Below are 14149 nucleotides of genomic sequence, written 5' to 3' on the forward strand. Positions count from 1 at the left end.
GATGAAAGGAGATATGAATGAATAAAGAAAATTTAGAGAGATGTACACAATGTCCCAATGAGTGTTTAAGGGATGAATTAAAATGCGGACGAGGCAGAAAGTTTTTTAATGAGACAAGTCAGGATGAGGGTAAGAAACACCATGATCATCACGGCCAGAAAGATCTGACGCATTTATTAATGCGCTGCGGTTATATTCTAGAACGCAAAACCAATCGGCGCGGACAAAGCAGGATCTTAAAGCTGCTGGCAGAGAATGAACTGCTGAGCCAAAAGGAGCTGCAGCAGAAGCTTGAAATTGAAGCCGGATCATTAAGCGAAACGATTGCCAAGCTGGAAGCAAGGGGATTGATCCTTCGTGAAAAGGATGAGCAGGATAAGCGGCGTATGCTGGTAAGGCTCAGTGAACAGGGTCAGCTTGCCGCCAGTCAGGAAACTATTGAAGATCCTGATGCTATCTATGATGTTTTAAGTGATGAGGAGAAAGCTGAGCTTCAGGCTATTTTAATCAAGCTGACAGATAAATGGAGTTTTGATTATCATGGAACTAAGGATCATCACCGGCATCATAAATCAAAAGAGAGAAGCGGTTTAAATGAAAGAAAAGAATAAGCTGTTTGCTTATTTTAAGCCTTATTGGGGGCTGGCATTGCTTGCCCCTTTGTTGATGATCGGCGAAGTGATTATGGACTTGATTCAGCCGCAGCTGATGAGTCAGATTATTGATCAGGGGGTTCTTGGTTTAGCTAATAACCATATTCCTGATTTCAATATTATTTTAAACACCGGCTTTAAAATGATTTTATATGTAATCATCGGCGGCTTTCTCGGTGTTATGTGCGCGGTAACAGCAAATCTATGTGCGCAGAATTTCTGTAATGATCTGCGTAAGGATGCTTTTAAAAGCATTATGTCATTATCCTTAGAACAAAGTGAACAATTTACCTGCGGTTCATTAATCACCAGAGTTACTAATGATATTACCCAGATTCAAAATCTAGCCAATACGTTGATGCGCGGTCTGAGCCGGACCTTAGTGATGTTTATCGGCGGTATTGTCTGTATGTTTTTATTGGATGTAAAGTTTGGTTTAGTGATTACAGCGGCGCTGCCCTTAGTATTTGTTATCGTAATCGTGGTAATCAAAAAGGTAGGTCCGCTGTTTTCAATCCTGCAGAAAAAGCTGGATCGGGTGAATAACATCATACAGGAAAGTATTGCTGGTCTGCGGGTAGTAAAGGCATATGTGCGTGAAGATTATGAAAAAGAGCGCTTCGCGGCTGCGAATAATGACATGGTTGGCACACAATTAAACGTATTGTTGATTTTCTCGATTCTGAGCCCGCTGATGAATATTATTTTAAACTGTGTAGTCGTTGCGGTAATTAAGGTTGGCGGCCTGGAGGTACAGGCAGGACTTGCATCACCCGGTAATATTGTGGCTGCGATTACCTATGTATCACAGATTTTAAATGGCATTCTGCGTTTAGTGATGATTTTTCAGACAATGACCAGAGGTGTAGCTTCAATTCATCGTGTGGAAGAAGTTTTGACATGCGAGCCAATCATCACGGACGGACAGGCACAATGCGATCTGAATGCAGGCAGCATAGAATTCAAGCATGTATCCTTCGCATATCCCAATAGCCGGGAAATGGTGCTTCATGATCTGAATCTATGTATCCAACCGGGAGAAACCTTGGGTATTCTGGGAGCTACCGGCAGCGGTAAATCAAGCTTAGTCAACCTAATACCGCGTTTTTATGATGTGAATGAGGGCGAGGTTTTGGTTGATGGCATAAATGTGAAAGATTATCCGCTGGATAAGCTTCGCGGCAAAGTCGCCATTGCCCTTCAGAAAAGTGAATTGTTTACAACTTCAATTAAAGAAAATATCGCATGGGGGAATCCTGAGGCCAGCGATGAAGAAATTATTCAGGCTGCGTCAGCTGCGCAGGCATTTGAATTTATAGAAAATACACCGGATGGGTTTGAGACTATGGTCACTGAGCAGGGAATGAGCTTATCCGGCGGTCAGAAGCAGCGTCTTGCCATCAGCCGCGCTATTTTGAAAAATGCACCTATTTTAATCCTTGATGATGCTACCAGTGCGCTTGATTTAAAAACCGAGGCTAATCTGTATCAGGCTTTAAATAAACATTATAACCGAATGACTAAAATCATCATTGCTCAGCGGATTACTTCTGTACAGGGAGCTGACCGTATTGCGTTGATTGAAAATGGAACACTGGCAGCCTGTGATACTCATGAGAAATTGTTAAAGGAGAATCAGCTTTATCAGGATATTTATAACTCTCAGCTGAAGGGAGGCGCATTTTGTGAATAAAGCAGAAACCAAGACCGGATTTGAGAAATTACAAAAACCGTCACGGATGCGAACGGTACTCGAGGTTGAGAAGCCAAAAGAATCAAAACAGACTTTTAAACGTTTGCTGCAATATTTTGTTGATGAGCGAAAATTATTAATCGGTTTATTGCTGGCTGTAACGATGGGGGTATTATGTAATGTATATGCGCCTAAGCTGCAAAGTCAAGCCATTGATTCGATTACTCAGGGAGCTTTTGGTGTGCTTACTCAGCGTCTTGGACTGATGCTGGCTATTTATCTGATTTATGGTTTGACATCTTTATTTCAGAGCCGGCTGAGCGCACATTTGAGTCAGCGTGTAGTTAAAACGATGCGTAAAGATTTATTTGATAAAATTATTGATTTGCCGATTAAATATGTTGATCAGCACGCGCATGGCGATCTTATGAGCCGCATGACCAATGATGTAGAAAATATTTCTGATACCATATCGCAATCACTGAGTTCATTAGTTGCGGGGATTCTGACAATCATCGGTACGGTTGTGATGATGTTCAGCTTAAGCTGGCAGCTGACATTGCTTTCCTGTACAACGGTGTTATTAACAGTTCTGGTTACCAAAAAGCTGGCTGGCTGGATGCGCCGTTTTTATCGTCAAAAACAAATTCTGCTGGGGCGTCTCAACGCGCAGATTGAGGAGCATGTCATCGGCTATCAGACAGTCGTGGCTTATAATCGTCAGCCTCAGATTGTTGAAGACTTTTCCTTAACGGCCGATGCCCTAACTAAAACCAGTATTCGTTCGGATATTTTAAGCGGGTTAATGGGGCCGGCGATGAATGTTATCAATAATATCGGTTTTGTGATAATCGCAGTTTGCGGCGGCTATTTCGCAATTCATGGCATGATATCGATCGGTGTTATTTCCGCATTTATTGTTTATGCCCGGCAATTTGGCAGACCCATCAATGAACTGGCTCAAATCTACGGTCAGATTGAGACAGCGCTGGCGGGAGCTGAACGGGTGTTTGCAATTCTGGATGAAACAAGTGAGTCAAGCGAAGGAAGCTGTCAAGTACCATTATCTGAAGGCAGAATCCAATTTGAAAATGTTGATTTTTCCTATATACCAGAAAAACAAGTGCTTTATGATTTTAGCTTGGAAATTCGCTCAGGCCATAAGGTTGCTCTTGTTGGTGCTACCGGCAGCGGTAAAACAACAGTAGTAAATCTTTTAATGCGTTTTTATGATATTGACAGCGGCCGGATTTTGATTGACGGCACAGATATCAGGGATATTGAAAGAGATACACTGCGCAAAGACATTGCCATCGTGCTGCAGGATACAGTATTATTCACTGATACGATCCGCAATAACCTTAAGTATTCGAACCCAAGCGCTGATGATGAGCAAATGCGTAAAGCAGCCCGGCTGAGCTATTGCGGCAAACTGATCAGTCAGCTGCCAAGGGGATATGATACACTGCTGAGCGGTTCAGGCAATAATCTATCCCAAGGTCAGCGGCAGCTGCTGGCAATCGGCAGGGCATTTTTGGCAGATCCCAAAATACTGATTCTTGATGAGGCAACCTCTAGTGTGGATACTCGAACTGAGAAGCATATTCAAGATGCGATGATTAATTTAATGAAGGATCGGACAAGTTTAATCATTGCGCATCGGCTGTCAACGATTCAGGATGCAGATTGCATCGTAGTAATGGATCAGGGCCGCATCGCTGAACAAGGCAGTCATGATGAGCTGCTGGCAAAGAAGGGAAAGTATTATGAGCTTTATAATACCCAGTTTGAGGGTAAGGCAATCTGATTAAATTTCTGTTTTCGGCAGAAATTTTTTCTATTTAACAGCAGAAAATATCATGAAGTCTCTGTATTCCTTTGGTAAAATAGAAATATCGAGGAAAGTGGAGGATTAAACAATGGAACCGATAGAAACACGCACCTATAATTTACGCGGCAGCCATTATGCGATTGGCTATCAATTAGGCAAGCAGGCAGCCAGTAATGAATACTTAAAAGCAAAATATGTAGTAAAGGCAGCCGTTGATCAAAAGCAAATTCGTGAGACAAATGCTTTGCTTGAACGCTGGTGTCCGGGTCTTACTGAAGAGATACAGGGCTTTGCCGACGCATTAAATGTTCACTTAGAAGCATTGGTTTTCTATACTATGACTTGTTATGTGCCAAACTGCAGTCATATAGCACTGCTTTCAAATAAGACGGATATGAAGCAGCCGCTTTTAGCACGTAATTATGAATTTTCAAATGAATTAGAAGATTTTTGTCTTATGCGGACTGAAGCCGAAGGCAAGTATACACATATTGGTACATCTATGTTACAATTTGGTCGAGATGATGGCTTCAATGAGCATGGTCTTGCGGTGACAATCAGTTCATGCGGTATGCCGGTTGTGAATTTAGCGCATATGCGAAAGCCTCAGTTTAACGGTTTACAGTATTGGGTAGTTGTCCGGGCGCTGTTAGAAAACTGCAAAAATGTAGAAGAAGCATTAGCTTATATCAAAGAGATGCCAATTGTCTTTAATATGAATATGATCTTACTCGATAAAACAGATCATGCGGCGCTTGTGCAAACCATGGATGGGAAAATTGCTTATCGTCAAATTGATGCTGACAGTCATGAAGAAATGCTGCATGCGACCAATCATACGGTTTTGCCTCAATTCATGCACATAGAAAATCAGGCGTTTCCACACAGCATCACTCGATATCACTTTATTGAAAATGAGTTAAAGGATAAACGGCATATAACCAAAGCTCAATTAAAAGACATGCTGTTAACCAAATATCCCCAAGGCTTATGTTTTCATAATTATGCAGAAAATTTCGGCACAACCAAAAGTATGATTCTTGCTCCGCGGGAAGGAACGATTGAAATTTGCTGGGGAGGCCAAGCAAAGAATTGCTGGCAGATTTATGATATTGCAAAGCCTATGGCAACAACACTCACAGAGATGCAAATTGAAATTGATCCGTTGCCTTAGGGACTGATTGAAATTCGTTAGAGAGGAAACATCATGGATTATCAGAAAGCACTGGAACAAGCCATTCTTTATATTGAAAAGCATCTGCAAGAGGACATCAAAGTAGAAGATGTTGCCCGCTTTGCAGGCTATTCATATTTTCATTTGAATCGGCAGTTTAATGCAATACTTGGGGAAGGTGTGGGCAGCTATATAAAAAAGCGCCGCTTAGCCAATGCAGCCTATCAGCTTTTGGTTACCGATGATAAAATCATTGATATTGCGGTTAACAATAACTTTGAATCAGCTGAAGCATTCAGCCGCGCATTTAAAACAGCATATAAAATCAGTCCGCTTTACTACCGTAAAAACCGAATCCAGACTTTTGTCTCTAACAAGCAATGTATAAATCATCATTTTATGAATCATTTGCTTAATCATGTAACTGTTCATCCTCAAATTGTGGAAATACCGGAAATTAAAGTTTTAGGATACCGTGAAGAAATAGAATTAAAGCCAAATCATATTAAAAAGCTTTGGGAAAAGTTTGCTGATTTAAATAAACAGCTTTCCTGCGGCTCTGATCATTCACGAAGATTTGGTATCTATGAGTCATATCAGGAGGATATTCATTTCATTGCCAATGAAGCGATGCGATGCTGGGAAGTGGTCGGCATAGAAGTTGAACATTTTGCTGATGTGAAGGCTCCTTTTGTCAGCAAAGTGCTGTCAGGCGGGAAATATGCGGTATTTACACATCATGGCAGCTTAGAAACCCTTTCTGAGACGATTGACTATATTTGGGGGACATGGCTGCTCAACACAAGGGAGGAACTGGATGTCAGGGAAACCTTTGAGCTTCAGGATGAACGATTTTTAGGTTACACGCATCCTGATTCAAAGATGGACATTTATATTCCAATTAAATAGATAAAGGAAAGAAACACAATGAATTATCGAATTCAGCATTTGGATGAATTTTTAATTATCGGACAGGAAATTGAATTAACGAACTCACAAAAGGAAAATCTTCAAATCAGCACCTCTTTTTGGCGAAAGTTTAATATGAATTTAAAAACATACTGCTTATCACAAAGCGGACATTGGGTTAAATATGCCCTCATGACAAGAAGGCAGAATCAATTATATTATTTTTGTGCCATTCCCCAAACCATGGATATTCCTGATGGCTTTACCTCTAAATGTATAAAAGCTCATCAATATATGGTTGTAGAACATGTCGGCCCGATGCATCAAATTTATCAGACATATCAAAAGATCTACACTCAATTGCTCCCGCAAAGTCAGTATCAGCCGGTAAATAGTGAATTTATCCATTTTGAGAAATATGATCATCGGTTTCATTGGAATAGCGATCATTCAGTGATTGAAATATGGATTCCAGTTACCATTAAATAGAAGCCAATGTACACAGTATAAAAAACACATCAACATGATTGATGTGCTGCAGATTTTAAATATGGCACCCCCGACCAGAATCGAACTGATAACTAAATCTTAGGAGTAGACCCGATACGACATCGGGAAGTGGCATCTAATGCTTAAAAATGCTTGGAAATACAAGGTTTTTCAGCATTTCAAATCCCATCTGATACTACGCTGTGATAGCTAATTCAGAGGGATTTTACACCGTCCGATTGGCTCGAAATTAGCAAGTCTTTCGATTTTTGGTGGACGTTGCAAGTGCAAGTAAATGTCACTATGTAACTTCTCGTGATGCGAAATGATAGGAAATCCTATTCATTCTCGTGTGAGGGTGCGGGTGTCCTTAGACACAGATTTCAGTCTGTTTTATATATCATTTCAAAATGAATTTTTCAACCAGAATTATTAAGAATTTCAAAGGTTTTTCAGACTCAATGATTCTATGTAATTTAGACCCGCCGAAGCAGGTCTTTTTTTATTTCAGCATAATCTCTCTATCCTCAGCGCCGAGCATATAAGCACCCTTGGCAAAAGCATCCCTTGCAAGAAGCTCTGCTACATCAACCCTATCGAACAGCATCCATATTTCTTTCTCTTTCGGAGTCAGTTCATGGCTATGGTCAAACAAATGCTCAAGTCCCAATCCTTCAAGCAATGCCGACTTTGCTGCTTTGTATTCCTCAGCTCTGCCAACATATTCGTCGTTCCTTTCCTTGGAAAATGCCTCGATATTGTCAGCTCTCAGATGCTCGTAATACTCGTCCATAAAGATTCTATCCATACTCGTTGACCTCCATAACAAAAAAATAAGGGCAGACCCTTTTACAGCTATTGTAGCTATGTAAAAGGATCTGCCCTTGCAGTTACTATAATGTTTTTGCCAGCGACTTCAGGAGTGCTGCCATTTCCGGATTTTGCAGAAGCTTCAGAAGAAGTTCTTTATCATCAGCGGAGCTTTCCGTTGCGGCTGGTTGAACCGGCTCAGGCGTTGCCTGTCTGCCTGAGTAGAACGCAGCTTCCATTCTTTCAGCGTTCAGTCTGCGGTCATCGTCGATGATATGGGAGTAAACATCCGCTACCATCTTGACCTGTGCATGACCGGAATCGCCTTGAACGGATTTCATATCGCCGCCGTTCAGCTTCAGCTTGTAAGTGATACTGGAATGTCGGAGACTATGGAAAACCACTTTCGGCAGTCCCTTCTCCTCAATCAGCTTATTGAAAGCACGGTTGATAACCTGCCCCTCAATCGGCTTGCCATTGGAAGAACAGAAAACCAGATTGAAGTCTACGAACTCGTCACCGAAAAGGTCTTTCAGTTCTTCGATGTCAGCCTTTCGCTGTACCAACATTTCCGCTACGGTTTTCGGTAAGAACACCTTGCGGACACTTGTTTTGGTCTTAGGAGTTTTGAGAACCAATGCGGTATGCGTACTGGCGAAGGTCGGTGGGAACTTGAACATGATGTCCTTACCGTCCAGATCTGCCATCGCTTCACGATTTACTCTCTGCAACTCCTTTTCAACGAAGATGCTTGCCTGACCAAGTTCAATACTGGTGGGGGAAATGTCAATACAGTCCCAGGTAAGCCCCAGAAGCTCGCCCATTCGCAGGGAACAGGAGAAGGCAAGGTTAATAGCCAGACGAAGAATATCATCGTCACAGGCTTCCAGAGCCTTCTGGAGCACTTCTGCTGTCCAGATATCCCTGGTCTTGTGTTCTTCTTTCGGCAGCGTAGCGTGCTCCACAGGGTTTCTGGTCATCAATTCCCACTTGACCGCTTGATTGAAAGCATTTCGCAATGTCTTGTGAACCTCTCGGACAGTATGCGGAGTCAGATATTCTGTACGGGCTTTTACATACTTAGAAGAAACCGCTTTGACAGAAAGCAAATCTCGGTAATACTTGTCCATGATTCTCGGCGTGACATCCTCCAGCTTCATATCACCGATGAGGGGACGAATATAGTTTGCAATCAGGCTCTTTCTGCTTTCATAGGTAGACATCGCCCAGGTGTTCACACCATAGATTGACATATACTCATCCAAAAGATCATTGACGGTTTTAGCAGAAGGGGGAATAAAGGTTCCGGACTCCTGCTCATATTCAACCTGCAACTTCCTTTTCTTTGCTTCGGCATTCGTTTCAAAGGTTTCCCACTTCTGACGCTTGTTGCCGTTCTCATCGGTGTATGTATAAACCACAGAATACTTCTTTTTTCTCTTAACGATAGATGCCATGTAATCAGCTCCTTTCCTGTCTATCTTCCGCTAACTGGTAGCGGGTCTGATTGTGATACCATTTTTCAAAGCTCTCTTTGGTAGCTCGCTTATACCTGCCAACCTTGATAAGCTCAAAATCTTCATTGGCAACGATATAGTAAATGGTCTGACGATGTACCCCAAGCATTCTTGCCATTTCCGGCAGACCGTAGGTGGATGCCATAATATCTGCATCCAGTTCCTGATCCTCTACCGTGCGGTAATCGGTTTGAGAAGCATACCATCTTTCAAAGCTCTCCTTTGTCACTCTGCGCTTGCCCAGGACATCGACCACATCAAAATGCCCTTTGGCAACCAGTTCGTAAGCAGTCGCTTCTTTCAGCCCAAGGCGCTGTCCAAGCTCCTCCATTGAATATGTAGTTTTCTTCAATTCCTCGCCGGGAGGGGTTCCATCGACCTTCTGGTATTTGAACTGATTGGCATACCATTCTTCAAAGCTGTCGATCATCACCCTCATGGTGTTGCCGACAAGAATGGTTTTGAAGTAATTCTTCTTAATGAGCCAGTATGACTCCGTTTTACCAAGACCGAGCATCCTGCCCATTTCCAGAACAGACATACTCGTGCGTTTTCTCATTTCCGCCATCGTACAACCTCCTATGTAAAAAATGTAGCCATGTGTTTCTTGTCATGGCTACATTTTATCGAACTCTCAATATGTTTTGAAGTTTGTCGCCGGGTTGTACGACGCCCTTGACAAATCTTACGTTTGATGATCCAACCACTCATCAAAACTCTTTTTGGAGATTCTGATACTGCCACCGATGCGGACGCTATGGAAAACTTTCTTTTTCACAAGGTTGTATGCGCTGGTTCTGCTGATGCCCAGAATATCCTGAATCTCATCAACCGTATAGGTTCTCTTATCAAACTGAACTGCGTTAGCAGCCATCGCTTCTTCGGTGCGCTGATTCATGGCAGCGATTCTTTCTTCAAACATTTATGTTCACTCCTTCGCTCTCTTTGCTTTATGTTTTGGGGAACGCTTTTTCAGCTGTTCCATTGCCAGGCTGACAGATAAGGCTTTCTCAATCGCTACCATTTCACGGGGCGTTACCTTACCTAAGTAATTATCAATCCTGCTTTTATCAATGGTACGAATCTGTTCCAGCTGAACAACGGACGCTTCTTTGAATGCAGGATTGTCGTAAATAACAAAGTGCGTCGGCATATTCGCTTTCTTATGGATTCTGGTGGTGACCGTTGCCACAATCAATGTGGGAGCGTGTTTATTACCGGTATCGTTCTGAATGACGATAACCGGACGGATGCCGCCTTGTTCCGACCCAACTACCGGGTCCAGCTTGGCGCAATAAATATCACCACGGCAATATACCCAATTTTCTTTCATCATGTGCCATGACCTCCTTTCGTTGGCTATGTAATAACTGACTGCCAGAAAGGAATCAGGCAGTCAGTCCAAAAGTCTATGTGTCCCATATTTGCCACGCACCCCTGGGAAAGAGGGCTTACGCCCTCAGGGAATCACCGAACGACTGATTGCGAATCAGTTCCATAGGAATCTAACCTCTGCCGGGTTCTCCGCCAGCTCCGTAGAGAAGTATCTTTAATCCTGTTGCTTTCATGGCCGTATTGGGAGCAACCCAATATTTACAAGCCAGTATTGATCGCTGGCATCGGGAGAGAGACAAGCGCTTAATTTATAGAAGAAAGTCGTTCTGTTTCTCTATCCGATACGTCTCGGCGTACCGCTGATGTGGCTGATGCTCTCGCACCGGCAACAGGAACGTATTCGATGACTGTGTATTCAGTTTTCAAGGATCAAGCAGCCGATTTTCTTTGGCTGTATCTAAATTGTACCTGTTCCTCATGCAAGTTTTTATTGCCTCGTAGGTATAGTTTTGAGGTTATTCACGACCTAAAAATATGTAATCAAGGGTTGTCTCAAAGCGCACAACCAGTTCGATTGCCAAATCAATAGAGATACCTCTGTTGCCGGTTTCAATTCGTGCAATGGTGTTTGCGGCAACACCTAACTGCTCCGCAAGCTGTTCCTGTGTAAGCCCATGTTCCTTTCTCAAGGCTTTAATTCTTTTTCCGCTTTCAACCAAGTCGTAATACATTTTCGTTCCTCCGTGTTTTTGAATTTGTGAAGTTGCAAAATCAAAAACAGCGGGAGGAGATCGTGCCCGATTCTCAATACCCTTTGCCATCTGCCTGTCCTCCTTGCAGGCATAAAAAAAGAGCCGGAGTAAATTACTCCAAGCTCTCGTTCATGCCTTTGTGTTAATTATGGGGGAAAATAGGCAGGTATAAAAAAAGCCCCGTACCCATTACAGGCACGAGGCGTAACTCTCTCTATTCAATTTTATGCCGCTATCTCCCAGCATAGCCATTTTAACACTGGACAAGTCGGACTTTCAGTAGGGGAACCGTCGTATTTTCATCGGATTTTAGTCGGACTAAAATCCTGTCTTAGCATTCACAATAACACAATGCTTCTTCCTCCCGGGCACTTTCCAGGAAATCTTTCAATTTAGGAATGGCTGTTCCCCAAAGTGACAGACCAAATAACAGTATCGCTTCTTTCTTTCGGTCATAGTAGGTGCTGCGTTCCATATTCAAAACCTCCAGCATTTCTGATTCCCTGTACTTGAAGCGGTTGAGATATGCCTTTGAGATAATCTCACAGTACAGAGCGCCTTTATCTGGATATTCTCTGATTTTCAACATAGCCATATCTACCAGTTCAATGATCCACTTTGTCTCAAATAAGCTGCGAATGCGTTCTTCAAATCGTTCTCTCGCTTCATCCGGAGCAAAGTTCTCCAGATAAATCAATGCACCATCTAAGCTGTCACCGTAAGTACAAATAAGGGTATCACATACATCATTCGCACGATCAATGGTAGACCAGCACACCTCTCGATATATGGATAAAATCAGCTTTGCTCTTTCATACAGAACCTTCTCGTCAATGTTCTGCATCCGGCAAAGCATTCGAATACTGCTTAATACCTGTGTATTATATCTGCTCATTCAGAATCTCCTTTCAGCCTAATCCATAAAATAAGAATTCCTTTCTAACTCCTGTCACTTGGCTAAAGGGAAACAAATACCATGGGACAAGAATGACTATAACTTCCGATATTTGATTAAAATAACAGAAGTGAAATCGGAAGTTCTTGACTTTATAAAAGTTCCGATATATAATTAAGTGGAATTAAAACTTCTGTTATGATTCTTATTATAGCATTTTCCAGAAGTTTGTCAACAAATAATCGGAAGTTACGAATAAATATTTTTTGAAAGGAAGGATACTACCATGACATTTGGAGAAAAAATTAAAGAAGCTCGTTTGGCTATGAACCTATCTCAAACGGAGCTTGCCCAGATGACCGGCATTTCCGAAAGATCCCTTTACACCTATGAGCAGCTCGGAACACTCCCCAGAAAAAGCAACATCAGAAAACTTGCTGAAGCACTGCATATCTCTGTGTCCTATCTTTTGGACGAATCTGAAACGGATAGCCAGAGCCATATAGATCAGGATATGTTTATTTTAGAGGCAAAGGAAAACTTCGGTTCAAAAGGAGCAAAAGAAGCTCAGGAAGTGTTGGGTCGTGTAAATTCTCTGTTTGCCGGTGGAGAATTGGACGAGGACGCAAAAGATGTATTCTTCCAGGCGATTATGTCAGTTTATATGGACTCTAAGAAAACAGCACGGGAAAAGTACACTCCGAAGAAATACAGAAAGCATAAAGATAAAGAGTAAAATCCTCAAGCACAGAATATGTTTTCTGTGTGCGATTCGGAGGTGAAGCAAATGAAAACGGCAGAGCATATCATTGAAACTGTCGATAAGCTTGTGCGAAAATATCACACCAGAGACCCTTACGAGCTATGTCAGCTGTTAGGTATCAAAATCCACTATTACGATTTACAGAAGAAATTGAAGGGCTTCTTCTATTACCAGTCCAGACAAAAGAATATCGTGATAGATCACAATGTGAACGGTATCCTGGAGCGTATATTAGTCGCACATGAATTAGGACACGCTGTCCTGCATACAAAAATCGCTATGATGCACGGCTTTCAAGAAATGGAAGTTTTTGATGATAGATCAATCGAAGAAAATGAAGCAAACTTCTTTGCGGCGGAGCTTCTGTTAGAAGATGGGAAAGTCCTGGAATGCCTTTCGGAACACACATTTTTTGAAACGGCTAAAATGCTCTATGTACCGGCAGCATTATTAGACTACAAATTCAGCCTGCTCCACGAAAAAGGAGAGCTGGTAAATTCGATGTATATTCGTAAAGCAGATTTCCTGAAAGAAGATCTTCATGCCTACGATAACGACATTGGTTATGGCGATATATGAATATCTATTTTTATATCTTTACAGAAAAAGTCCACCAGTACGATGCGTAGTGCATCATGACTGGTGGACTTTTTGCTTCTTAAAGAATCAGTATATTGTGCTGCAAAAAAGAACCCCATAGCAGTTCACTCTGTACCGTCAATGGGCTTCTTTTTCATTATATCAATCAAGCTCCGCTTTTTTTATCATCTCTTGCTGGTCAATCAAGACATCAATCAACTTTCCTACGGTTATCAATGTTGTTACATTACACTTTTTCAGTTTTGCAGCAATCTCATTATCAATGATGCTGTCGCATTTTGCATATGGGGTATCCAGTAAAAAATAGTCAAAGTTCTTTTCCAAGACGAATGCCAGTTTTAGAAGCATTGCCAAAGAAACTTTCGTCTGTCCAACTTCAACATGGCTCATATGATTGTTCGAGCAACCAACCAACGCACCCAAATCAGCCTGACTATAACCCTTTTCCAGTCGGGCAGCTCTAATGCGCTGACCAATCTTAACGTAATCAATTTCCGGTTGCGTTTCAATCACCTCCATGCTGTGTATGATTCTGCTATACATTATAAAATGTACCAAAAATCTCAACAACCAACATCGGGTGCAAGTTGCATTTATAAATGCAATATGATAAAATTTTATAGGCAGATTGCATTAAATGATAGAATGAAAAGAACCCCAAGACGACAATATGAGCTATCTTGAGGTTCTTTAAAATAAAAAATTCGTAGAGTACATTACTCCACGAA

General features: G+C 41.9%; 16 protein-coding genes. 8 read left to right on the plus strand and 8 right to left on the minus strand.

The genetic code is table 11. The features are described 5' to 3' along the window. Positions 1-17: 17 nt before the first annotated feature. The 6 genes from DWZ33_RS12965 to DWZ33_RS12990 all read left to right on the plus strand — a co-directional run bounded on the left by DWZ33_RS12965 (position 18) and on the right by DWZ33_RS12990 (position 6749). Positions 18-611: a MarR family winged helix-turn-helix transcriptional regulator gene (locus DWZ33_RS12965; protein ID WP_022936631.1), complete on the plus strand. Its 594-nt coding sequence runs from the start codon at positions 18-20 to the stop codon at positions 609-611. Then, entirely contained in the window at positions 595-2346 is a 1752-nt protein-coding gene (locus tag DWZ33_RS12970) for an ABC transporter ATP-binding protein (RefSeq protein WP_182425702.1), read from the plus strand. Before DWZ33_RS12965 ends, DWZ33_RS12970 begins: the two co-directional genes overlap by 17 nt. Beyond that, the gene (locus DWZ33_RS12975) at positions 2339-4153 is read left to right on the plus strand and encodes an ABC transporter ATP-binding protein (RefSeq protein WP_220452440.1); all 1815 of its coding nucleotides are present in this window, start codon (positions 2339-2341) and stop codon (positions 4151-4153) included. The genes DWZ33_RS12970 and DWZ33_RS12975 overlap by 8 nt, the downstream gene beginning before the upstream one ends. Positions 4154-4265: 112 nt before the next feature. After that, positions 4266-5351 carry a C45 family autoproteolytic acyltransferase/hydrolase gene (locus DWZ33_RS12980; protein ID WP_022936634.1) on the plus strand — a complete coding sequence of 362 codons (1086 nt, stop codon included), beginning with the start codon at positions 4266-4268 and terminating at the stop codon, positions 5349-5351. A gap of 33 nt (positions 5352-5384) precedes the next feature. Continuing rightward, positions 5385-6260: an AraC family transcriptional regulator gene (locus tag DWZ33_RS12985; RefSeq protein WP_118455108.1), complete on the plus strand. Its 876-nt coding sequence runs from the start codon at positions 5385-5387 to the stop codon at positions 6258-6260. A gap of 18 nt (positions 6261-6278) precedes the next feature. Next, positions 6279-6749: a GyrI-like domain-containing protein gene (locus DWZ33_RS12990; protein WP_118455109.1), complete on the plus strand. Its 471-nt coding sequence runs from the start codon at positions 6279-6281 to the stop codon at positions 6747-6749. 502 nt (positions 6750-7251) lie between these two features. Here the strand turns inward: DWZ33_RS12990 and DWZ33_RS12995 are convergent. From DWZ33_RS12995 to DWZ33_RS13025, 7 genes are all read right to left on the minus strand, one after another. Then, positions 7252-7557, minus strand: coding sequence for a hypothetical protein (locus tag DWZ33_RS12995; protein WP_002304425.1), 306 nt, complete (start codon positions 7555-7557; stop codon positions 7252-7254). Between the two features lie 85 nt (positions 7558-7642). Beyond that, on the minus strand, positions 7643-9016 hold the full coding sequence (locus DWZ33_RS13000) for a site-specific integrase (RefSeq protein ID WP_002304423.1): 1374 nt from the start codon (positions 9014-9016) through the stop codon (positions 7643-7645). Between the two features lie 4 nt (positions 9017-9020). Further along, positions 9021-9644, minus strand: a complete 624-nt coding sequence (locus DWZ33_RS13005) for a helix-turn-helix domain-containing protein (RefSeq protein ID WP_002304420.1) — start codon at positions 9642-9644, stop codon at positions 9021-9023. A gap of 117 nt (positions 9645-9761) precedes the next feature. Further along, on the minus strand, positions 9762-9998 hold the full coding sequence (locus DWZ33_RS13010; RefSeq protein ID WP_118455110.1) for a helix-turn-helix domain-containing protein: 237 nt from the start codon (positions 9996-9998) through the stop codon (positions 9762-9764). A 6-nt stretch (positions 9999-10004) separates the two neighbouring features. Beyond that, positions 10005-10409, minus strand: coding sequence for a type II toxin-antitoxin system PemK/MazF family toxin (locus DWZ33_RS13015; RefSeq protein ID WP_002304415.1), 405 nt, complete (start codon positions 10407-10409; stop codon positions 10005-10007). A gap of 517 nt (positions 10410-10926) precedes the next feature. Then, the gene (locus DWZ33_RS13020) at positions 10927-11232 is read right to left on the minus strand and encodes a helix-turn-helix transcriptional regulator (RefSeq protein WP_002304413.1); all 306 of its coding nucleotides are present in this window, start codon (positions 11230-11232) and stop codon (positions 10927-10929) included. A gap of 262 nt (positions 11233-11494) precedes the next feature. Continuing rightward, complete coding sequence (locus tag DWZ33_RS13025) at positions 11495-12058, minus strand: hypothetical protein (protein ID WP_002304412.1); 564 nt, start codon at positions 12056-12058, stop codon at positions 11495-11497. A gap of 286 nt (positions 12059-12344) precedes the next feature. On the opposite strand from DWZ33_RS13025, the gene DWZ33_RS13030 reads away from it, so the two are divergent. Together DWZ33_RS13030 and DWZ33_RS13035 are read left to right on the plus strand one after the other, a co-directional pair. Continuing rightward, entirely contained in the window at positions 12345-12794 is a 450-nt protein-coding gene (locus DWZ33_RS13030; RefSeq protein ID WP_002304411.1) for a helix-turn-helix domain-containing protein, read from the plus strand. Between the two features lie 51 nt (positions 12795-12845). After that, positions 12846-13400, plus strand: coding sequence for an ImmA/IrrE family metallo-endopeptidase (locus tag DWZ33_RS13035; RefSeq protein ID WP_002304410.1), 555 nt, complete (start codon positions 12846-12848; stop codon positions 13398-13400). A 162-nt stretch (positions 13401-13562) separates the two neighbouring features. On the opposite strand, the gene DWZ33_RS13040 is transcribed toward DWZ33_RS13035, so the two are convergent. Then, the gene (locus tag DWZ33_RS13040) at positions 13563-13940 is read right to left on the minus strand and encodes a helix-turn-helix domain-containing protein (RefSeq protein WP_002578940.1); all 378 of its coding nucleotides are present in this window, start codon (positions 13938-13940) and stop codon (positions 13563-13565) included. Positions 13941-14149: the final 209 nt, after the last annotated feature.

Origin of the sequence: Dielma fastidiosa, from assembly GCF_003475485.1 — a bacterium.
GTDB classification, from domain to species: Bacteria; Bacillota_I; Bacilli_A; order Erysipelotrichales; family Erysipelotrichaceae; genus Dielma; species Dielma fastidiosa.